We start from the raw sequence: 21228 nt of genomic DNA, 5'->3' as shown, positions 1-21228 counted from the left end.
GAGAAAGGAGGCTAGACGACACCTGCCGCGATCAGCTGCTGCCAGATCACGCCCTGGTCGACGACCTCGACTTCGAGCTTCTCGGCCTTGGTGAGCTTGCTCGCCCCGACGTCGGCGCCGGTGATGAGCAGGTCCGTATTCGCCGAAACCGACGACGCGATGGTCGCGCCCGCCTTCTCGCACAACCGCTGGAAGGTCGGGCGCGGCACCTTCTCCCCGGAACGGGGATCACTGATCGACCCGGTGACCACGACGGTCTTGCCCTCCAGCGGCGCACCGGCCACGACGACCGGCGGAAGGTCCTCTTCACGAACGTCGAGCGAGACACCGACCTCCCGCAGCCGTTCGAGTTCGGGACGCAACCGGGTGAGGTGCTCGATCAGCGAAGCGGCCACCTTGGGGCCGATGTCCTCGACGGCCACGAGCCCTTCCTCGCCCGCATCGAGGACCGCTTCCAGCGAACCGAAACCGGCACGGCAAAGGCGTGCGGCCGTGCCTTCGGACGCCATCGGGATCGCCAGCCCGATCAGCGCCCGGCGCAGGCCGACGGCCCGGCTCGCGTCGATCGACTCGATCATGCGGGTGGCGGAGATTTCGCCGATGCGGTCGAACTCCAGCAATGTCTCTTTGGTGAGCCGGTAGAAGTCCGACGGGTGTTCGAGAATCCCGGCCTCGGCGAGCCGCTCGATCCAGACACCGCCGATCGCGTCGATGTCCGCTGCCGCCCGCGAGGCCCAGTGGATCAGCCGCCGTACGGTCTGTGCGGGACAGGCGACGTTGGTGCAGAACAGTTCCCGGCTGTTGCCCTGTTCGGTCAGCGGCTCGTCACAGGACGGGCACACCGACGGCGGCACGATCTCGCGCTCCTCGCCGGTGCGCTTGGCGGCGTCCAGGACACCCGCGACGAACGGGATGACGTCGCCGGCGCGCCGCACCAGCACGGTGTCGCCGATCTTGATGCCGCGAGCGCGGATGACCTCCTGGTTGGCCAGTGTCGCGCGAGTGACGGTGGTCCCGCCGACGAACACCGGCTCCAGCCATGCCACGGGCGCGATCTTGCCGGTCTTGCCGACGTCCCAGACGACGTCGGTGAGCACGGTCGTCTTCTCCTCGGCGGCGAACTTGAACGCCATCGCGCCGCGAGGTGAGCTCGACCGGGTTCCGGCGGCGGCGTAGGCGTCGCGATCGGCCAGGCGCAGCACGGCACCGTCGAGGTCGTAATCCAGCTCGTTGCGTTGCTGCTCGATCGTCGTGATGACCGCTTGCGCGGCCTCGGCGTCGTCGCAGTGGCGCATGTCGGCGGCGGTGAACCCGAGTGTCCGCAGCGCGCCGTCCAGGTCGGTTTCCGCGCTGTCGGGTTCGGTGGTCAGGTCGAAGGCGAAGAACCGCAGACGTCGTTCGGCGACGGTGGCCGGGTCCTTGGCGCGCAGTGTGCCCGCGGCGGCGTTGCGGGGGTTGATCAGCGGCTTGTCCGGATGCGCCTTGTTGTAGGCGGCGAAGGTGGAGCGCAGCATGACCGCTTCACCACGGACCTCGACCCGGCCGGGTGCGTCGACCTTGTCCGGGACGCCGTCGGTCAGCGCCCGCACCAGCATGGTCACGTCGTCGCCGGTGGTCCCGTCACCGCGGGTCACCGCACGCGCGAGTCGCCCGTTCTCGTAAACCAGCGCCAACGACAGACCGTCCAGCTTCGGCATGACCACCACGGACTGGCCGGGGAAGCGGGCGAAGAACGCCGCGACCTGCTCGGGTTTGGTCGCCTTCTCCAGCGACAGCATCGGGCGCGAGTGCCGGATGGGCGCGTGCAGCACGGCGGGCGCGCCGACCTGGTCGAGTGGATTCGGATCCGGGGTCAGCTCGGGGTCGGCCTCGATGAGACCCCGCAATTCGTCCTCGATCGCGTCGTACTCGGCGTCGGCCACCTTCGGCGAGCCCCGGTAGTAGGCGTCGCGAAGGACGACGATCTGATCGGCGAGTTCCTGGATGCGGTCCCGAGCGTTCACGGGGCAGAGATTACCCGTGACCTCCGACAGAAGAGCGTCCGAAGAGGACGTGTCACGGGTTGATGGCAAGCACGAGGAACGAGGCCAGCAGCACGAGATGCACGCCGCCCTGGAGGCGGGTGGCACGGCCGGGGACCACGGTCAGCACGCTGACCGCGATCGTGAGCGCGAGCAGCACGATGTGGGTCGCACCCAGGCCCAGCAGCAGCGGCCCGTCCAGCCAGATCGACGCCAGCGCGATGGCCGGGATGGTGAGCCCGATGCTCGCGATCGCCGAGCCGTAGGCCAGGTTGAGGCTCGTCTGCATCCGGTCGCGCCGCGCGGCCCGCGTCGCGGCCAGTGTTTCGGGCAGGAGCACCAGCAGGGCGATCACGACACCGACGAACGACTGCGGGAAACCGGCCGCGCGGACCCCCGCTTCGATCGCGGGTGATTCGACCTTCGCCAGGCCGACCACGGCTATCAGTGCGACGAGGAGAAGCCCGAGGCTGGTCAGCGTGGCTTTGTTGGTCGGCGGCTCGGCGTGCACTTCCTCCTTGATGGAGCCGTCGGTGTCCACCGGCAGGAAGAAGTCGCGGTGGCGCACCGTTTGGGTGAGCACGAACAGGCCGTAGAGCAGCAGGGAGGCGATCGCGGCGAAGGTGAGCTGTGTGCCGCTGAAGGCCGGGCCCGGGGTGCTGAAGGTGAACGTCGGCAGCACGAGGGTGACCGACGCGAGCGTGGCGACGGTGGCGAGCGCGCCGCCGCTGCCTTCCGGGTTGAAGTGCGTTTCGCCGTAGCGGCGGGCGCCGACCATGAGCGAGATGCCCACGATGCCGTTCGTGGTGATCATCACCGCGGCGAACACCGTGTCGCGGGCCAGTGTCCCGGCCTCGGGGCCGCCGGAGGACATCATCGTGACGATCAGCGCGACTTCGATGACCGTGACCGCGATCGCCAGTACCAGCGAACCGAAGGGTTCCCCGACACGATGCGCGACCACTTCGGCGTGGTGGACCGCGGCCAGCACGGTCGCGCCGAGGGCGATCGCGACGATGGCCACCGGAACCGGGCCCAGATCGCGTCCCCAGCTCACCGCCAGCACCACTATGGCGAGGACCGGCGTGACGGTGGTCCAGGACACGGGGAATCGGCTGCTGCTGGTGGCCATGACGTCACCTTCGCACACCCTGCGTGACAACGCTGTCCAGCCGACTCGGGAGTGGCCTACAGCGGATGCCACACCTTCGCCAGCGAACCGTCGTTGCCACTCACGAGACGTGAGCGCCCGGGACCGTGATCCACCGGTCGGACGCCACGATGCGCCGCAGCCGGAAGCGGCAGAGGGTGTGGAACATTTCGCCCAGCTCCTCGGGGTCGATACGCCCTTCCAGGTCACGCCTGCTCGCGTTGAGCACCCGGCTGATCACCGCGGCGGGCACGCGGCCGCCGAACTCGCCCATCAGCCAGACCCCGATTTCGCCGATCTCGTCCGTGCACTGCGTGGTCATCAGCCTGATCTCTCCCCGTCGACGTGTCGCCGGCTCGCCCGGCGACGGTGCGACTCGCCATGACGAACCTCGTGACGGAGAACTCGTGAGATTGCTCCGCTCGGCGCAACGGGCTGATCCGCGGGACCCGGGCGCCGACGTTTGCACGGAACGGTGTAGCGGCACTGAGTGATCTCCGGGAGAACCCCGATGTGATCGACATCGGCCTGTGTCAGCCTCGGTAGTGACCATTATGGACAGTGCCGAGAGGAGAGTACACGCGTAGTGACCCCAGCAAGGGATGAAGTGACCGAGCGGTGGATCGCGGAATTGACGGCCTTGACCGAGCTGTACCGGGCGGCTGAGGCCGCGGGTTCGGGGGAGGCGGTGTCACACGAGGGGTGGCATACCGGAGCACGGATCGGGACGAGTGCCGCGAACGGGCGGTTGCTGGCCTACCACGATTCGGGACCCGAGGCGGAGTGCGTTTTCCGGGCGGGGGAGCGCACCCTGTTCAACATCATGAGCGGCGGATACGGGAACGACACCACCGAGCGGGGCTTCGCGGTCTGGAGTTCGCGGCCGGGTGTGCTCGGGGCGGTCGACTCCGGGGTGAGCCGCCTGGAGGTGACCGACGCGGACGGCGTCGTCGTCCCGGCCGAAATCGTGGCCCACACCTTCGCCGTGGAGGTGGATCTGGGGCCGGAGCCCCGGACGATCGACGAGGTCTTCGCGCAGTGGGAGCCACCGGAGCTGACTGTCCGGGTGTACGGCGAGGGCGACGTGTTGCGGTACGAAGGACCCCTGCTCGCACCTAGCCGGTCCTGACGAGGTGCGGGTGCCGGCCGATATCCCGGCCGGCACCCGCACCCTGCTCACGAACCGGCCGTGACCGGCTCGTGCCGGACGGGGAAGTTCACCGAGTTCGCGATGAAGCACGTGTCATGCGCCTGTTCGTGCAGCGCCTCGACCCGCTCGATCGCCGCCGGGTCGACGACGGTCACCTCCGGCCGCAGCACGACTTCGGTGAACCGGCCGCTGTTGCCCGGATCTTCCCGCATGACCCCACTGGCGGCGTCCACGTAGGCGGTCACCACGACTCCCTCGCGCGCGCACAGCGACAGGAAGGTGAGCATGTGGCACTCCGACAGGGAGGCGACCAGCAACTCCTCCGGATTCCACCGCTCGGGCGTGCCCCGGAAGGCAGGGTCGGCGCTGCCCTTCAGTGGTGGCTTACCATCGGCGAGCACGTCATGGTCCCGAACGTAGCCGCGGTAGCCGGCCCCCGTGTCGCCGCTCCAGCGCACCGTCACCCGATAGTCATGCTGCCTGTTCACGTTTCTTCTCCTTGTTCGGTGAGAACGGACATCGTGGCCAGGACGTGCTCACGCGCGTGGGCGGCGGCCTCCGCCGGGTGACCGTCCGTGATGGCTTCGATGAGCCGCCGGTGCTCGCCGTCCACCAGGACCGGCCGGGCAGGAACGGACAAGGACGCCCGCGTGGAGACGGTGATCTGGTCCCAGATCCGGTCCAGCGCCTCCAGCACCGCCTGGTTGTCCGCGAGTGTGGCGACGTATCGGTGGAACTCCCGGTTGTGCCGGACACCCGCGACCAGATCTCCTTGCCGCGTGGCCTGATCCGCCAGATCGGCGTGTTCGGCGAGCCGGGCGAGGCTCGCCGGTGACAGCTCGCCGTCCCGCTGTCGTCGCGCGACCAGTTCGGCGGTCAACGCCTCCAGGGAGGCGCGCATGAGGTAGACGTCCCGCAGCGCCTTGGTGTCCAGCTCGACCACCGTCACCCCGCGCCGCGCCGGCCGTACCAGGCCGTCACTCTCCAGCCGCCGCAACGCTTCCCGTACCGGCGTGCGGCTGACGCCGAGCCGTTCGCACAACTCCAGCTCGGTGACCGGCCGACCGGCGGGATACGTGCCGAACACGATCAGGCCGCGGATCTCCTGGTAAACCTCCATTGCATGCAATGTATACAAACCGGGCGCCGAGGGGAAGCGGATGTAGTCGGCCGTGATCCAGGGCCCGCTTTCTCGGCGCCGCTCAGCCGAGCTGGGGAAGGTCGTTCGGGAACGCGATGGGCAGCTGGAACAGTCCACGCGCCGTGCGGCCACCGCCGAGCCAGCCGTGGAAGTAGATATGGCCGTCCACGACGTCTGCCCCACCTGGTGCGTCGACCTTGCCGCCGAGGAGATCGGTGGAGAGGAACGGCGTGTCGGCTTTCACGAACGGTCCGTTCAACGCCGGCGCCGAGGCGTATCCGGTGTGGTAGCCGGAACTCTGGAAGGTGTCGGCCGAGTAGAAGAGCAAGAACCGGCTCGCGGTTTTCACCACCGCCGGCGCCTCGACGACCGCCTTTTCGGAATTGAGATCCGCACGGAGAAGCTCGATACGCGGGCCGGTCGGCGTCCGTCCGTCAGGGAGCAGCTTCTGCGACCAGATCGCCGACGGCGGGCCGACCGCGGCGCCGTCGCTTTTGTAGAGCAGGTACCGCGAACCGTCGGAGTCCACAAAGGTCTGTGGGTCGATGTCGCCGCTGTCGCCGGGTACGCAGATCAGCGGGCTTTCCCCGGCGGGTGTGTACGGCCCTTCGACTTTCGACGCTGTCGCGACCCCGATGCACATTTCTCCTCCGGGGGCCACCGCCGCCGAGAAGTAGAGCAGGAACGTGCCGTCGGAAAGCCGGGTGACATCGGGAGCCCAGAACCCGCCGTCCGGTTTGGCCCACTTCGGAACCGCGGCGAGAGCGTCGCCGGCGACCCGCCAAGGACCTTCCGGCCCCGGCGCACTCGCGTACGGCACTTTCACCGCGCCGGTACTCGTGGAGAAGGCGAAGTAGCCGGAGTCGGTCTTGACGACGTCGGGGTCGGGGAAGTCCTGACCAAGGAGCAGCCGCGGGATGCCGATGGCGGAGGCCGGGGGAGCGGTCGTGAGGCTCATGGTGATGACCACGGCGAACGCCAGCAGGCGGTGCTTGAACTTCATGACCGATTTTCTCGACACGATGATGTGGTCGGCAGCTTCACCGGGGCGCTGTCACCGGGAAGCATGGACTTGCTCGTTCACCCGGTCCCATGTGATTCATCCGAGCGTCATCGGGGAAGCAGTGATCAAATGATAAGCACGTACCTATCATAATTGAGGTGCAGCCAGCTGAGGCTGAGGCGAGGAGCAACATGATCAGAAGCGGTACGAGCTTGATCAACGGAAGATCAGGGACGTTGAGTGCCCCAAATCTTCCGTTGATCAAGGCGCTCCAACCCGAATCGCCACTCACGACCGATTCGGTGAGACGATGACAGTCGCACGGCCCCTGAGACGACCGCTGTGGACTAGGTCAGTCACGTGCCGGCGGCGGTGCGGTCGATGAGGGCGGCCAGTGTCGCGGCCGCCTCTTCGGGAACCCAGTGGCTGACGCCGGTCAGGATTTCCAGCCGGTACCTGCCGTCGACATACTGGCCGGCGAGTTCGGCGCCGCGGCGAGACAGAGCCGTGTCGCCGTCGCTCCACACGTGCGTGGTCGGCACGGAAACCCGGGTCGGCAGAGACGTCGGAGGCTGCAGGAACATCGCGCGATACCAGTTCAGCCCGCCGGTCAAGGCGCCGCCGACGAGGATCTCCTGATGGACCCGGTCGATCTGGTCCGCTGTCATCCCGGTTTTCGCGAGCGTGCGATCCAGTACGCGAGACTGGAGCCGGATGGCGAGTTCGGGCAGCCAGGGGAGCTGGAAGAAGAACATGTAGTAGGACCGGATGAGCTGGTCACTGGTCAGCATCGCGCGCAGGAACGCCGTGGAGTGGGGGACCGACACGGTGGTCAGCGACCTGACCAGGTCCGGCCGCTGGGCCGCGGTCGTCCAGGCGACGTTGGCACCCCAGTCGTGTCCGACCAGATGTACCGGTCCAGCGCCGATGGCGCGGATCAGTGCGACGGTGTCGGCCACGAGACGGCTCGACCGATAGGCGAAGCGGCCGCGTGGCCGCGCGCGGGGTGAGTAGCCGCGCTGGTCGGGCGCGATCGTGCGGTATCCCCGTTCGTTGAGCAGCGCGGCGGTTCGGGCCCACGATGTGCTGGTCTGCGGGAATCCGTGCAGCAGCACGACGACGGCGCCGTCGAGCGGACCGGTGTCGCGTACGTCGAAGATGAGCCCGTCGTGATCGAACGAGGCGATGCGGCGCGGCGTGGTCATGAGCGGTCTCCTCGTTGGCCGTGGAGTCGGCCCGCCGCCCCCACTCGCGACAGGACCATTTAGGTGTTACCTTGGGTAACAGTGAACCACGGTAACGCCCGAATCCACACCCCGCCGACGTAGTCAGGGAGGTCCGTATGACCAGCACCGATGTGCCGCGCACCGCTGGAACGACCGGTACCGGTCGCCACGAGACCGCGCAGCGGCTCCTCGATTCCTCCGCGATGCTGTCCTACGACCCGGCCACCGAAGTGGACTGGGAAACACCGTTGGACAAGAGCTTCCACGGCGCCAGCCCGGAGTGGAGCACCCTCTACGGGACGAGTTACTGGGCTGAAATGACTCCGGAGCAGCAGAAGGAGCTCACGCGCCAAGAGGCCGCCTCGGTCGCGAGCACCGGTATCTGGTTCGAGATGATCCTGCAGCAGATGGTGCTGCGCGACTTCTACGCCAAGGATCCGACCGACCCGGCGTTCCAATGGGCGCTGACCGAGATCGCGGACGAATGCCGTCATTCGATCATGTTCGCCCGTGGTGCGGAGAAGCTCGGCGCGCCGCCGTATCGGCCGCGCAGGCTCGCCGTCGAACTCGGCCGTGTCTTCAAGGCGACGGCCACCGGTGAAGCGGCGTACGCGGCGATCCTCGTCGCCGAGGAAGTCCTCGACGTCATGCAGCGCGACTGGATGCGGGACGAGCGGGTGGTCCCGTTCGTGCGGACCATCAACAACATCCACGTCGTCGAAGAGTCCCGGCACATGAAGTTCGCCCGCGAGGAGACACGTCAACAGCTGGAGGGCGCGGGCTTCCTGCGCCGCCGGATCAACGCGCTGGTCATCGCGATCGCGTCGTACTTCATCGTCAGCAGCATGGTCAACCGCGACGTCTACAAGAACGCGGGACTCGACACCCGGCGCGCGCTGCGCGAGGCGAAGGCCAACGAGCACCACAAGGCGATGATGCGGTCGAGCTGTGCCGGGCTGATGGAGTTCCTCGGCTCGTGCGGCCTGCTCACCAAGCCGGCTCTGGTGTTCTACAAGCGGGCGAACCTGATCTGACATGGCCTTCGCGATCACTCAGACCTGCTGCAACGACGCCACCTGCGTGTCGGTCTGCCCGGTCAACTGCATCCACCCGACGCCGGACGAGCCCGATTTCGGCACCACGGAGATGCTCTACGTCGATCCGGCCACGTGCATCGACTGCGGGGCGTGCGCGGACGCCTGCCCGGTGGACGCGATCTTCCCGGTCGACCTGCTGACCGGGCCGCTGCGGGTCTACGAGGGGCTCAACGCGCAGTACTACGCCGACCGCGAGTTCGTGGCGTCGGCCGACCCCGCGCCGAACTTCCACCGTTGGAGCGCTCCGACGTTCGACCGCGCGATCCCGAGCGACTTCGCGCCGCCGGACATCGCCGTCGTCGGCACCGGCCCGGCCGGTATGTACGCCGTCGAGGATCTGCTCCTGCACACGAACGCGCGGGTCACCCTGATCGACCGCTTGCCGGTCGCGGGCGGGCTCGTCCGCTTCGGTGTCGCCCCGGATCACCCTGCCACGAAACGGATCGGCGAAGCCTTCTCGCGCTTCCACGAGCATCCGCGGCTGCGAATGCGACTGGGCACCGAGGTCGGACGCGACGTCACCGTCGACGAACTCGCCGAGCGCCACGACGCGGTGATCTACGCCGTCGGAGCCTCCTCCGCACGCGGCCTCGGCCTGGACGGCGAGGACCTGCCGGGAAGTATCCCCGCGACCACCGTCGTCGGCTGGTACAACGGCCATCCGGACGTGCCCGCGAACGCGGTGGAGCTGTCCGCGGAACGAGTCGTACTGGTCGGCACCGGCAACGTCGCACTGGACGTGGCCCGGATCCTCACCGCCGATCCCGCCGCGCTGGCGGACACCACGATCGCCGCGCACGCGCTGGAACGGTTGCGGACAAGCAAGGTTCGCGAGGTCGTCCTGCTCGCCCGGCGCGGGCCGGAGGACGCCGCCTACACCTCGCCGGAACTGCTCGCGCTGGCACAACGCGCCGGCGTGCCGCTCGTCGTCGACGACGCGGATCCCCGCACCACGGCCGCGATCGAGGACGGCACCGGAAAAGCGAAGCTGCTGCGCGGACTCGGCCGCGAGACCGTCGACTGGACCGCGCCACCGGTCGCGGACGCACGCCGGATCGTCCTGCGCTTCCACTCCACTCCCACCGAGATCCTCGGTGACACGCAGGTGCGCGGCCTCCGGGTCACCGGTCCGGATGGGCCGGTCGAGATGGCCGCCGGGCAGGTCGTGCGCGCGGTCGGCTATCGCGGAACACCGGTGCCGGGCCTGCCGTTCGACGAAGCCCGCGGCACGATTCCGAACACCGCGGGCCGCGTCGACGACCGGAGCGGTGCCTACGTGGTCGGCTGGATCAAACGCGGTCCATCGGGTGGCATCGGCACGAACCGCACCTGTGCGGGGGAAACCGTCGCGACCCTGTTGGCGGACATCACTTCAGGCCGGCTGCCGGTACGGGCGCGACGGTCACCGATCGCCGCGCTGGCCGCCCGTTTCCGCGGTCGTTGACTTCTTGACCGACCCTCACTGCCACTCACGACCACCGTCCGGCTGCCGGAGGGCGCCCGCGTCGGCGGCGAAGCCGATCGCTGCCTTGAGCAGCAGGTCCTTCTCGGCGCGCAGCAGAGCGATCTCGGCGCGGAGCCGGTCCACTTCGGACTGATCGGCCGGTGGGGTTTCCTCGTCTGGGAGCATCGTCATCCGAACTCAGCGAAGGGGGTCGAAAGGCCGCAAGGCTTCGGGTTGTTTGCCGGTGGTGATGTGCTCGGCGAGGAGGCGTCCGGTGATCGGGCCGTGGGTGAGGCCCCACATCCCGTGCCCGCCCGCGACGTAGAGCCCGGGGGTGCCCGTCGCGCCGATCACGTGCCGTCCGTCGGGGGTGACCGGACGGGAGCCGACCCATTCGTCGGTGCGCCGGTCCCAGTCCAGGCCGGTGAGGAACGGCCGTGCCGAGGCGATGATCGCGGCGATGCGCGCCGGATCCGGTGGCGCGTCCGGCTTCCGGAACTCCATCGTGCCGGCCACGCGAAGACCTTCCCGGTACGGCGTGCACGCCACGCGGATGTCCGGCAGGTAGAGCGGACCCGGCACCGGTCGGTCGGTCGGCACGGTGAAGGAGTAGCCGCGTCCGGCGCGGACGGGGACCTTGACGCCCCACTTCCGGCCCAGGTCGCCAAGCCAGGCTCCGGTGGCGAGTACGACCGCGTTGGCGTTCACCGTCTGACCCGTCTTCGAGCGCACGCTCAGTGCGTGGCGGTGCGCGCGCAGGGACGCGACTTCGAACTTGTGGCGGATCGTGCCACCGCGGCCGACCACCGCCCGTGCCAGCGACTCGACGAACCGGCCCGGGTCCACGTAACGCTGCCCCTCGATCCGGACACCGGCGCCGAGCCTCGCGGTGGCCTGGGGGAAGCGTTCGGCGAGATCGGCCGCGGTGAGCCGGGTGTAGGAGATGTCCTGTCCGGTTTCCTCGATGCGCCGCAGTTCGGTGATCAGCCCCGCGGCCTGCTCGGGGGTCTCGAACGCCGCGGTGATCGGCGCTTCGATGGTCGGGGCGTCCACCCCGTTCGCGGTGAGGACGTCGAACGCCTCCAGGCATTCCTCGTTCAGCGGCGAGTTCGCCTCCGCCGCGCCAGTCCACGAGCGGCTGGTGCAGTTCGCGGCGAACCGGGCGAGGAACGACCACAGCCGGGGATCGGGGGACGGCGGAACGTGCAACGGGGCCTGCCGGTCCAGCAGTGTCCGCAGTCCGTAGCGCAGGACACCGGGTTCGTTGAGCGGGATCGCGAGGCCGGGGGAGAGCCAGCCGGCGTTGCCCCACGACGCGCCCGCCGCGATGCCCTCACGATCCAAGACCGTGACGTCGACCCCGCGGTCCTGCAGGAACCACGCGGTCGACAGGCCCACCACGCCCGCGCCGATCACGATCGCCGACCGCGGGCCACCGTCGATCCGGTAGAGCTCGCCCATGAATTCCTCCGCCGCCTGAGTGTGCTGTCGCGGTCAGGATGGCTCGGATCCGCACGGCGGAGATTGTCCGGTTCCGACAAACCGGTCACGTCTTTTTGGTGAAAACGGTCAAGTGGCGGGAGCGGATACGGCGAGCTCGATGATCATCGCCAGCCGCTTCGCGGGCTGGTCGAGCCCGAGTTCGGTCACCTCGGCCATCTTCCGGAGCCGGTAGCGGATCGTGTTGGGATGCACGTCCAGCCGCTCGGCCGCCTCGCCGAGATCCCCTTGTGCCTCGAGCCACGCTCGCAGCGTCGCGACGTAGCCGGTGCCGTTCGCGCTGTCGTGCCGCCGCAGCTCGGTGATCGGGCCGCGAGCCGGTGCCCGGCCGGACGCCGCGGCAGCCCGCAGCCGTTGGACCAGGATGTCGTCCCAGGCTTCGTCGTAGACGATCGCGGATTTCGTGGCCGGCCGTACGTCGTGCAGCGCGAGACATTCGTCGGCTTCCCGCCTGCTGGCTGGCAGCTCCGCGGACGTCGCGCCCGCCCCGACCCCGGCCGACATCGTCACCTGCCGGGGTAGCGCCTCGTGGATCGAACCGACCCACGCCCTGGCCGCCTCGACGTCGTCCCCGGGCAGGACGGTGTAGACGGTGTTGCTGAACAACGTGCTGCGGCCCGCGCGCGACCAGCCGAAACCGGTGGTCGCCCGCTCGAACGCGAGCAGGAGCGCGGCATGGCGTTCGTCGCCGATATGGGCCTGCAGCGCGATCACCCGGAACCGGCCGGGCGGGAGGCCGAGCCTGCTGAGCACGGCCGCGGCGTCCGGGGTGCCCTCCACCAGCCGGATCACCAGATCGGATTCGACCTGCCGCTCCAGATCCGCGCTCGCCCGGGAGCGCAGCAGGTGCAGGCCCACCGTGCGCGAACTGTCCCGCAGCACCGTGCGTCGGGCGTCGGTCAGGGGCCGGTCGCATTCCACCCAGATCGAGCCCAGCAGCTCCCGGCCCGCGCGGACCGCGACGACCATGCGCCCGGTCAACCCGTGTTCAGGGGCGGCCTCGACGAACAGCGGCTCGTCGGATGCGGCGAGGTGCCCGAAGACGCCGCGCCGCTCGAACAGCTCGCGGACCGGCTCGGGGACGCGCCTGCCGAGGATCGTCTCCAGTCGCGCCCGGTCGGCGAGGTGCTGACGGCTGGAATAGGCCAGGATCCGGGAGAGCCGGTCTTCGATGGTCACCGCGCTGCCGAGTGCGTCCGCCAGGCTGTCGGCCAGCGCGAACAGGTCGGTCGGTCCGCGGCCCGACTCGGTCTCGCGACCTTCCAGGACGAGCCCGTAGACCACGCCGGCGAGCTGGCCCCACGACACGTCCGGTTCGACCAGCAGTACCGCGACACCGCCGCGCTCCGCGCGTTCGGCCGCCTCCGGAGCCGGAGGTGCGGACCCGCGGACCAGGACGACCGATGCCTGTGCCGCCGCGGCCAGGTCGACGGCCGCCGTGACGGAGTCCGTCCCGACGGCGAGGTAGACGTCCCCGCGCAGGGCACGCGGATCGGCGGCGTCGTGCATCACCACGTCGCGCAACGCCACCTCGCGCGATACCGGGCAGCACCACAGCCGCGCCCCGTAGCCACCCAGGACGTTCACGAGCCGATCCAGCGTCACCATGCCGCGACCTTGCCATCAAATGGTGCCGGACCGGACGCGTTCACCCGTTGACTGTGAGTTTAAGAACCTTTTACACTCCAATCGTTAGGAAACTTACTTAACGAAAGCGACTCCGGCTGACGACGCCGCCCACCGCCGGTACTCGCCGACTCCGCAACGTCGAGGAGTTCGCATGAAACGGAGAACACCCCTGGCCGGGGTCGCGGTGGCGGCTCTGGTCCTGCTGGGACAGACACTCATCTCTTCAGGTACCGCCGCGCAAGCGGAATCCCTGCTGTCCGCCGGGAGACCGACCACGACCTCGTCGATCGAGGGCACCGGTTTCGAGGGCGGCAACGTCGTCGACGGCAGTACGACGACCCGGTGGGCGAGCGAGGAGGGGGTCGATCCGCAGTGGATCGCCGTCGACCTCGGCGGTACCGCGACCGTCACCAAGGTCAAACTGAACTGGGAAGCCGCCTACGCCAAGACCTACAAGATCCAGGGCTCGGCCGACGGCAGGACCTGGACGGACCTCAAGTCGGTGGTCGGCGGTGACGGCGGCATCGACGAGCATCTCGGCCTCAACGCGTCCGCGCGCCACATCCGTGTGCACGGTACGGCCCGCGGCACGACCTACGGCTATTCACTGTGGGAACTGGAAATCTACGGTGACTTCGTCGGCGGCGGCGACACCCAGGCGCCGACCGTGCCCACGGGACTCGCCGCGACGGCGACCACCGTGGACAGTGTCACCCTTCGCTGGACCGCGTCCACGGACAACATCGGGGTCACCGGATACGAGGTGCTCCGCGACGGGAACGTCGTCGGCACCACCGCGACGACCACCTACACCGACAGTGGCCTGGCGTCCGGAGTGGAATTCGGCTACTCCGTGCGGGCACGGGACGCGGCGGGCAACGTCTCCGCGGCGAGTCCGCTGATCAGGGCCGCGACCCAGCCCGGCGGCACCGGCCCCGTCACCCTCGCGCTCGCGGGCGACATCGCCAACCCCGAACTCTTCTCCACCCACCAAGGAACGGCGAACCAGGTCGCCAGGATCAACCCGCGGTACGTGCTGACCGTCGGCGACAACCAGTACCACAAGGGCACCATCTCCGAGTATCGCTCCCACTACGACAAGACCTGGGGCAAGTTCAAGAGCATCACCAAGCCCACGACGGGAAACCACGAATGGGACGACCAGCTCAGGGGCTACAAGGAGTACTTCGGCGCGATCGCGTACCCGCAGGGCTTGCCGTACTACAGCTACGACATCGGTGATTTCCACTTCGTCGCGATGGACTCGAACCCGGTCTACACCGGCGGTGGTTCCGAACAGGTGACCTGGCTGCGCAACGACCTGGCGAAGAACACCAAGTCCTGCGTCATCGGGTACTGGCACCATCCGCGTTTCAACTCGGGCAACTCCGGTGACAAGAAGCAGATGGCGCCGCTGTGGAACGAGATGGCCGCGGCGAAGGCGGACATGGTGATCGCCGGGCACGACCATCACTACGAGCGGACGAAGCCGCTGGATGTGAACGGGCATGTCGACGAGGCCAACGGTGTGCGGTCGGTCATCGCCGGTATCGGCGGCGACTACCTCTACAGCGACTACCGGGCACGCGAAGGGGTCGAGAAGATCCTCGCCAAGCACGGGGTGATGAAGCTGATGCTGAACGGGAAGTCCTACTCCTGGGAGATCCACGACACGAACGGGAATGTGCTCGACAAGGCGGGCCCGTACACCTGCCGCTGATCACCCGTGGTCCGGTGCCGTCCGCGGCACCGGACCCGGTCTGTTGTCCACGACGGCGTAAGCCCCATCCAGGAGTACAGGTGAATCGAATGGTGAAGCCGGCCATCGCCGCGATCGCGGCGATCGTCCTGCTCGCTCAGCCCGTGACCGCTTCCGGCGCCACGTCCGGGCCGGGGGAAGCACTGCTGTCGGTCGGCAAACGCACCACCACCTCCACCGTCGAGAACGAGAGCTTCAGTGGTGCGCTGGCCGTCGACGGTGATTCGACGACCCGCTGGGCGAGTCTGGAGGGCGATCCACAGTGGATCGCGGTCGACCTCGGCGGACCCGCGAACCTCAGCCGGGTCAAGGTCTTCTGGGAATCGGCCCACGCCAAGGACTACGAGGTCCAGGTCTCCGACGACGGCCAGAACTGGCGGCCGGTCAAGAGCGTCGTGGGCAGTGACGGCGGCCTCGACGAGTTCACCGGCCTGAACACCTCCGCGCGGTACGTCCGGATCTTCGGCACGGCAAGGGCGACCGTGTACGGGTACTCGTTGTGGGAACTGGAGGTCTACGGCGTCCGCACGGGCGACGGCGACATCCAGCCGCCATCGGTGCCGACCGGCCTCCGGCAGACGTCGTCCACCACCGAGAGCATCACGCTCGGCTGGACTCCGGCGAACGACAACGTCGGTGTCGTCGAGTACGAGGTACTGCGCAACGGCAACCTCATCGGCCGGTCCCCGACGACGTCCTACACCGACACGTCGCTGGCGTCCGGCTTCGACTTCCAGTACGCGGTGCGGGCGCGGGACGCGGCGGGGAACCTGTCCGGATCGACCAATCCGGTGAAGGCGGCCACCCGGCCGTCGGCCTCCGACGGCATCGTCATCGCGCTCGCCGGCGACATCGCCAAGCCCGAGCTGCCGTCCGAGCACCAGCGGACAGCCGAATTGGTGAGCAGGATCAAACCGCGATACGTGCTGACCGTCGGCGACAACCAATACGTCGACGGCACCATCGAGGAGTTCCGGTCCTACTACGACAAGACGTGGGGCAAGTTCAAGAAGATCACCAAACCCACGCCGGGCAACCACGAGTGGAACAACAACCTGGCGGGATACCTACGATACTTCGGGAAGACCGCGGCTCCCAAGGGAAAGCCGTACTACAGCTTCGACGTCGGCGCCTTCCACTTCGTCGCGCTCGACTCGGACCCGGTGTACAACGGGGGCGGCGCCGAACAGGTCGAGTGGCTGCGCAAGGACCTCGCGAAGACCAAGAAGTCCTGTATCGCCGGATATTGGCACCACCCGCGCTTCAATTCCGGGAACTCCGGAGATGCGAAGAGCATCGCTCCATTGTGGAACGAGTTGGTCAAGGCGAAGGCGGACGTCGTGTTCGCCGGGCACGATCACCACTACGAGCGGACCAAGCCGCTGGATGTCAACGGGCATGTCGACGAGGCCAACGGTGTGCGGTCGGTCATCGCCGGTATCGGCGGCGACAGCCTGTATCTCGATTACAAGGCTCGCGAAGGCGTCGAGAAGATCCTGGGCAAGCACGGGGTGATGAAGCTGGTGCTCAAGGGAAAGAGTTATTCCTGGGAGATCATCGGCACCAACGGGGAGCTGCTCGACAAGGCGGGACCATTCCGCTGCCGGTGACGGGGCAAGGAGACAGGGTGAAGCTTCCGGTGAAGTTCGTCGTGGCGCTGGCGGGTGTCGCCGCACTCGCCGCCGCCTCGGTGGTGTACGTGGTGCAGGCCAAGGCGAACAGTCCTGAGCGGCAGGTGGCCGGCACGACGGTCGCGGTGGATTCCTCGGTGCCGGTGATGCTGGGGGAGCGGGGGAGGCTGCTGTTCCGCAACGAGGCACCGGGGCCGGGGTACGGCAACGTCGCCTCGGTCCCCGTTTCCGACCCCGGCGGGGCGCGACGGATCAGTTCACTGGCTTGCGAGCGGTTCTTCACGGCCGTGGACCGCGGCCTGTGCCTGGCGAAGGAACCCACGCCGAGGCCCGGCGCGGTCGCCCGGTTCGTCGATGCCGGGCTCGGCGAGGTGAAGCGGGTGGAAGTCCCCGGAATTCCCAACCGGGCCAAGCTGTCACCCGGTGGCCGGATGGGAAGCTGGACCACGTTCGTCACCGGTGACTCCTACTCCAAGCCCGGCACGTTCTCGACCCGGACGGCCATCATGGACCGGGAGCGCGACGAGCTGTCGAGCAACATCGAGGGCATCCCGCTGCGGATCGGGGACGTGCCCCAGCGCGGGGAGGACGTCAACTACTGGGGTGTCACCTTCGCCGCCGACGAGCGCATGTTCTTCGCCACGGTCGCCACCGGCGGGCGGACGTATCTGGTGCGGGGTGACAACGAGGCCTGGAACGCCCGGACGCTGCGGGAGAACGCGGAATGTCCGTCGTTGTCGCCGGACGGCACGAAACTCGCGTTCAAGAAACGGGTGGCGGACGGCGACGCCCAGCCGTGGCGGGAGCATGTGCTGGACCTGGCGACCATGCGCGAGACCCCGCTCGCGGAAACGCGCAGTGTGGATGATCAGGTGGTGTGGCTCGACAACGACACGATCGCCTACGGCCTGCCGCGCGGGAACGGGAAGGGAAGCGACGTCTGGTCCGTGCCCGCGGACGGCAGCGGTGCGGCGCGGCTGCTGGTCCCCCTCGCCTCGTCGCCGTCGGTCACCACGGCCGCGCGTTGAGCTCAGACGCTTTCGCCTCGAGCCTCCCCCAGTACATGATGGCCCCCTTCCTTGCGCCAGGCGCAAGGAAGGGGGCCATCATGTACTTCAGGCCGCAGGCCACGCGCGATGGCCGCGGTGTTCGATCAGCGGGGGTTGACGGTCCACCGCTGGTGTGACTGCCCGCTGTCCACCTGCTGGACCACGCCGGTGGCGTTGGGGTCCTGCGCACCGGCGGCTTCGACGATCTTCGCCGAATGCACGGTGCGCAAGGCGACCGAACCGTCCGCGGTCGTGGTGAACTCCCACTGCTGCGTCGTCCCGTAGTGGCACTGGTACTGGACGATCGGGTTTCCGTTGTGCAGCTCGCCGTAGCGCAGATCCAGGCACTTGCCCGAATGGCGGTTCTTCAACGCGTAGACGTTGTTGCCGAGGTGGGTCACGTCCCACAGCTGCTTGACGCCACCGACACAGTCCCACAGTTCCATGCCGGCGAGGTCGTTGAGCGCGCCTTCCCCGATGAGCCCCGCCGTCTGGATGCAGCGACCCGACTTGGCCCCCTTGAGCTCGACCGTGTTGTGCGGCACGGCGGCGACGCGGTAGGCGGTGGTGCCGCCGTTCTCGCTGCTCCAGTCGATCCGGCCGTTCTGGAACACGCTGCGCTTGCCCAACGGCAGGCCGGTCTCATCCGACTTCGGATAGCCGAGGTACGACCGCTCCGCGCCCATCGTCTTGTACTTCAGGCTGATGTTCCCGAAGACCATCCGGGCACCGGTGCTCGGATGCCAGTAGATCGAGCTGGATCCGATCGAGAAGTCCGCCACCTTCCCCACCCCGTCCGAAGTGGTCCGGATGTCGCCCGTCGGGTATCCGAGGGCACCGGTTTCGTAGCCGTACTCGGCGAACTTCCGGTGGATGTCCCCGTTGATCGCGACGGTCCCGTTGCGCGTGAGGTAGATCGAGCCCGCGGTGAAGCGCTGCATGGGACTGCCGTCCGGTCCGAAGGTACCGGCGTCCGCGGCGGGATAGCCCATCCCCGCCTCGAAGCCCATGGCGGCGAACTTCCGATGGATCTCGCCCTTGACCTGACGGATCGCGGAACCGGGCACGTAGTAGATGGTCCCGGTGGCGAACCGGCTGTGGCGGACGTTCGTGCCACTGACCGTGGCCTCGTCGGCGAGCGGGTAGCCGTAGGGGCCCGTTTCACCACCCGACGCCGCCCAGATCTCGCCGATCATGCCGAAGACGATGTGGGCACCGGTCGACGCGCTCCAGACGATGTGGAGGTTCTGCCCGCCCATCGTGGGTTTGACGACCCGGAGCACCTGGCCGTTGCCGTCCTTGGCAGGCACCTGGTCGGTCATCGCGCCGCCGACCCCGGCCGGGCCACCCAGTGCGAGGAGCTTGTCGAGGATCGGTCCGTTGTAGACCACCTGCACCGCGATGCGCTGGTTGGTCTCGTCATTGCCCGCGGTGAGGTAGAGCCTGCCGTTGTCGTACACCCGGTGGCCCAAGGTGACCCCGTTGGCGGTCCCTCCGGGAACGAAGTCACCGACGGGCTTGCCGAGCTTGTCGCGCAGCGGCTTCTCCGCGGCATAACGCCGGTCGATCGGATGCGGTGCCTGAGGCGCTTCGGCGTGCCACTTCGGCGGGGTAGCGTAGAAGTTGTCGTCGATGGCACCGGTCACGAACAGGTACTTGCTCGAACTGCGCGAGGGACGGATGGCGACGCTGGCCGCGTCACCGCGCACGCACCAGGTCGCGTCGCCCTTGAACGCGTTCGAGCCGTCGCTCGGGTCGACGTAGGCCGACACGCGCTGGGACTGCGGGGGGATGACAGCCGCGTTGGCCGCCGAGGACGACCCCGACCGCCAGCGCAGGTAGTGGTTCGGGCGGCTGACCGACTGGAACGAGAAGCACTCGGGATTGCTCAAGCCGGGCTCGATCCTCCACTGTGCTTCCGGCCGGTTGCCCGGCTGCCACTGTTCGAGGACGACGTCACCGTTGCGGTCGGTGAGGTAGACGTCGATGCCGCTGTAGGCGTCGACGCGCAGTGCCTGGACCAGGTTCTCGTACTGGCCGGACCGCAGGAACTTCTCGCGGTCGCTGCGCTTGGCGGCGAGGGCCGCGTCGGCCGCCGCGACGAGCGCGGGCCGGATCAGCTGGTTCGCCGCGCGGGTGCGCAGTTCGGTGATCTGGCGGATGTACTCCTGATCGCGTTTGTTCAGCTCGTTCACGATGTCGCGCAGGTGCGCCTCCTCGGCGCCCTGGTTGATGAAGAAGGTCCAGTCGGCCGGGTCGAGGCTGCCGACGGCGTCTTCGGCGGCGCCGTGCACCTCGGTGTCACGGGGCACGGCCTTCCAGATTTCGACGACGAAGTCCCGGTCCTTCAGGTTGATCAGGTACTCCAGCCGGGTCTGGGGCACCGACCCCAGCGTGTGCGACACGGCGTTCGCCTTGGCGGCTTTGGCCCGTTCGGCGGCCTTGGCCGCTTCGTCCTTGGTGGCGTCGTCCTGGATCACCCGATCCACGTCTTTCTTGTGCTCGACGAAGAGCCCGACGGTCAAGAAGCGCCACTGGTCGTCCGCGGTACCCCGCAGCGCGGCGCGGGCGGCCTCTTTGACCGCCATGTCCTTGTAACCGTCGGCGTTGAGGTCCAGGTGGACGATGAAGTCGAAGACCGACTTCGCCAGGACGGTGTTGTCGACCGGGATGCTCAAGGTCGAGGCGGCCAGCGCCTTGGCGGCGCGTTCCTGTTCCTGCTGCTGCCGTCGCTCGGTGACGATCTTCTCGTCTTCCCGGTGCGCGTCGTGGATCCCGACCTTGATCCACTGGGTGGACGCTGCCTCACCGTCGGCGGCGAGGGCGGCGATGGCCGTTTCCTTGAGCTTCTGGTGCTCCGGTTCGAGGGGGTGCTGCTTGTCGATGTCGTCGGCCGCGTAGTACATCGCGGCGACGAAGCCCCGGTCGCTGAGGATCAGCAGATCGGGCCCGGCGACGATCTTCAGCACGGCGGCGGCGTTGCCCTTGTCGATATCCGTGGACTGCGCCGCGGCCGATGGCGCCGACTGCGGCGCGGCGACGGCCATGGTGGGCATCGCGACATTGGCCGCCGACGCGACGATCGCGGTGGCGACGATCAATCTTTTGAAAACCCCTCTTCGCCGTGCCGATGGCACGCCGGAGGGACCCCAGTATCCGTTCAAGACATCCTCTCCCTGAATAACGCACGCGAGGCCGGAATTCGGTCTCCATCGCGCGTGCGAATAGGAGATCAGGTCGCGACAGAAAAGGACCACGACTGTGACGTGGATCACGCCCTTTACGAGGGTTGTGGTTATGTGTCATAGTCGTCTTCTGCGCGCGCAGGCGCGCATTTCTGGGGTCTGGGGTTCTGGGGATGAGACTTCGTGTAATGATCGGCGCCCTCATGCTGTCGATCATCGGCATGGTCGCCAATGTCGCTACGG

Annotated in this window: 17 protein-coding genes; 6 read left to right on the top strand and 11 right to left on the bottom strand. The window is 68.2% G+C overall.

The window, feature by feature from the left end; genetic code table 11:
• Window positions 1–11: 11 nt before the first annotated feature.
• From ligA to AVL48_RS10200, 3 genes are all read right to left on the bottom strand, one after another.
• A complete protein-coding gene (gene ligA, locus AVL48_RS10210) occupies window positions 12–2003 on the bottom strand; it encodes an NAD-dependent DNA ligase LigA (protein ID WP_061987525.1) in 1992 nt (663 codons plus the stop codon).
• A 52-nt stretch (window positions 2004–2055) separates the two neighbouring features.
• Complete coding sequence (locus AVL48_RS10205) at window positions 2056–3153, bottom strand: calcium:cation antiporter (RefSeq protein ID WP_061987576.1); 1098 nt, start codon at window positions 3151–3153, stop codon at window positions 2056–2058.
• 100 nt (window positions 3154–3253) lie between these two features.
• Entirely contained in the window at window positions 3254–3493 is a 240-nt protein-coding gene (locus AVL48_RS10200; RefSeq protein WP_061987527.1) for a hypothetical protein, read from the bottom strand.
• A gap of 285 nt (window positions 3494–3778) precedes the next feature.
• Here AVL48_RS10200 and AVL48_RS10195 point away from each other — a divergent pair, with 285 nt between their 5' ends.
• Window positions 3779–4300, top strand: a complete 522-nt coding sequence (locus tag AVL48_RS10195; protein ID WP_244162550.1) for a hypothetical protein — start codon at window positions 3779–3781, stop codon at window positions 4298–4300.
• A 47-nt stretch (window positions 4301–4347) separates the two neighbouring features.
• Here AVL48_RS10195 and AVL48_RS10190 read toward each other — a convergent pair whose 3' ends face one another.
• The 4 genes from AVL48_RS10190 to AVL48_RS10175 form a co-directional block, all read right to left on the bottom strand.
• Window positions 4348–4809 carry an OsmC family protein gene (locus AVL48_RS10190; protein WP_061987531.1) on the bottom strand — a complete coding sequence of 154 codons (462 nt, stop codon included), beginning with the start codon at window positions 4807–4809 and terminating at the stop codon, window positions 4348–4350.
• Entirely contained in the window at window positions 4806–5441 is a 636-nt protein-coding gene (locus AVL48_RS10185; protein WP_061987533.1) for a GntR family transcriptional regulator, read from the bottom strand. The genes AVL48_RS10190 and AVL48_RS10185 overlap by 4 nt, the downstream gene beginning before the upstream one ends.
• Before the next feature lie 82 nt (window positions 5442–5523).
• Window positions 5524–6465 carry a glycoside hydrolase family 43 protein gene (locus AVL48_RS10180; RefSeq protein ID WP_061987535.1) on the bottom strand — a complete coding sequence of 314 codons (942 nt, stop codon included), beginning with the start codon at window positions 6463–6465 and terminating at the stop codon, window positions 5524–5526.
• A gap of 356 nt (window positions 6466–6821) precedes the next feature.
• The gene (locus tag AVL48_RS10175; RefSeq protein WP_061987537.1) at window positions 6822–7670 is read right to left on the bottom strand and encodes an alpha/beta fold hydrolase; all 849 of its coding nucleotides are present in this window, start codon (window positions 7668–7670) and stop codon (window positions 6822–6824) included.
• Between the two features lie 137 nt (window positions 7671–7807).
• On the opposite strand from AVL48_RS10175, the gene AVL48_RS10170 reads away from it, so the two are divergent.
• Both AVL48_RS10170 and AVL48_RS10165 read left to right on the top strand, forming a co-directional pair.
• Window positions 7808–8725 carry an AurF N-oxygenase family protein gene (locus AVL48_RS10170; RefSeq protein ID WP_061987539.1) on the top strand — a complete coding sequence of 306 codons (918 nt, stop codon included), beginning with the start codon at window positions 7808–7810 and terminating at the stop codon, window positions 8723–8725.
• Window position 8726: 1 nt separating this feature from the next.
• Window positions 8727–10232: an FAD-dependent oxidoreductase gene (locus AVL48_RS10165; protein ID WP_061987541.1), complete on the top strand. Its 1506-nt coding sequence runs from the start codon at window positions 8727–8729 to the stop codon at window positions 10230–10232.
• A 15-nt stretch (window positions 10233–10247) separates the two neighbouring features.
• On the opposite strand, the gene AVL48_RS39505 is transcribed toward AVL48_RS10165, so the two are convergent.
• From AVL48_RS39505 to AVL48_RS10155, 3 genes are all read right to left on the bottom strand, one after another.
• The gene (locus AVL48_RS39505; RefSeq protein WP_167386372.1) at window positions 10248–10424 is read right to left on the bottom strand and encodes a hypothetical protein; all 177 of its coding nucleotides are present in this window, start codon (window positions 10422–10424) and stop codon (window positions 10248–10250) included.
• A gap of 6 nt (window positions 10425–10430) precedes the next feature.
• Window positions 10431–11693, bottom strand: coding sequence for an NAD(P)/FAD-dependent oxidoreductase (locus AVL48_RS10160; protein ID WP_061987544.1), 1263 nt, complete (start codon window positions 11691–11693; stop codon window positions 10431–10433).
• Between the two features lie 108 nt (window positions 11694–11801).
• The gene (locus AVL48_RS10155; RefSeq protein WP_061987545.1) at window positions 11802–13340 is read right to left on the bottom strand and encodes a PucR family transcriptional regulator; all 1539 of its coding nucleotides are present in this window, start codon (window positions 13338–13340) and stop codon (window positions 11802–11804) included.
• A 172-nt stretch (window positions 13341–13512) separates the two neighbouring features.
• On the opposite strand from AVL48_RS10155, the gene AVL48_RS10150 reads away from it, so the two are divergent.
• From AVL48_RS10150 to AVL48_RS10140, 3 genes are all read left to right on the top strand, one after another.
• Entirely contained in the window at window positions 13513–15081 is a 1569-nt protein-coding gene (locus tag AVL48_RS10150; RefSeq protein WP_061987548.1) for a discoidin domain-containing protein, read from the top strand.
• Window positions 15082–15170: 89 nt separating this feature from the next.
• The gene (locus tag AVL48_RS10145; protein ID WP_061987550.1) at window positions 15171–16730 is read left to right on the top strand and encodes a discoidin domain-containing protein; all 1560 of its coding nucleotides are present in this window, start codon (window positions 15171–15173) and stop codon (window positions 16728–16730) included.
• 17 nt (window positions 16731–16747) lie between these two features.
• The gene (locus AVL48_RS10140) at window positions 16748–17779 is read left to right on the top strand and encodes a TolB-like translocation protein (RefSeq protein ID WP_061987552.1); all 1032 of its coding nucleotides are present in this window, start codon (window positions 16748–16750) and stop codon (window positions 17777–17779) included.
• Window positions 17780–17904: 125 nt separating this feature from the next.
• On the opposite strand, the gene AVL48_RS10135 is transcribed toward AVL48_RS10140, so the two are convergent.
• The gene (locus tag AVL48_RS10135) at window positions 17905–20901 is read right to left on the bottom strand and encodes an RICIN domain-containing protein (protein WP_061987554.1); all 2997 of its coding nucleotides are present in this window, start codon (window positions 20899–20901) and stop codon (window positions 17905–17907) included.
• Window positions 20902–21228 lie beyond the last annotated feature (327 nt).

The organism is Amycolatopsis regifaucium (genome assembly GCF_001613935.1).
Lineage (GTDB): Bacteria > Actinomycetota > Actinomycetes > Mycobacteriales > Pseudonocardiaceae > Amycolatopsis > Amycolatopsis regifaucium.
Note: the sequence above shows the minus strand (reverse complement) of the source record. Positions and strands in the feature narration are given on the sequence as shown.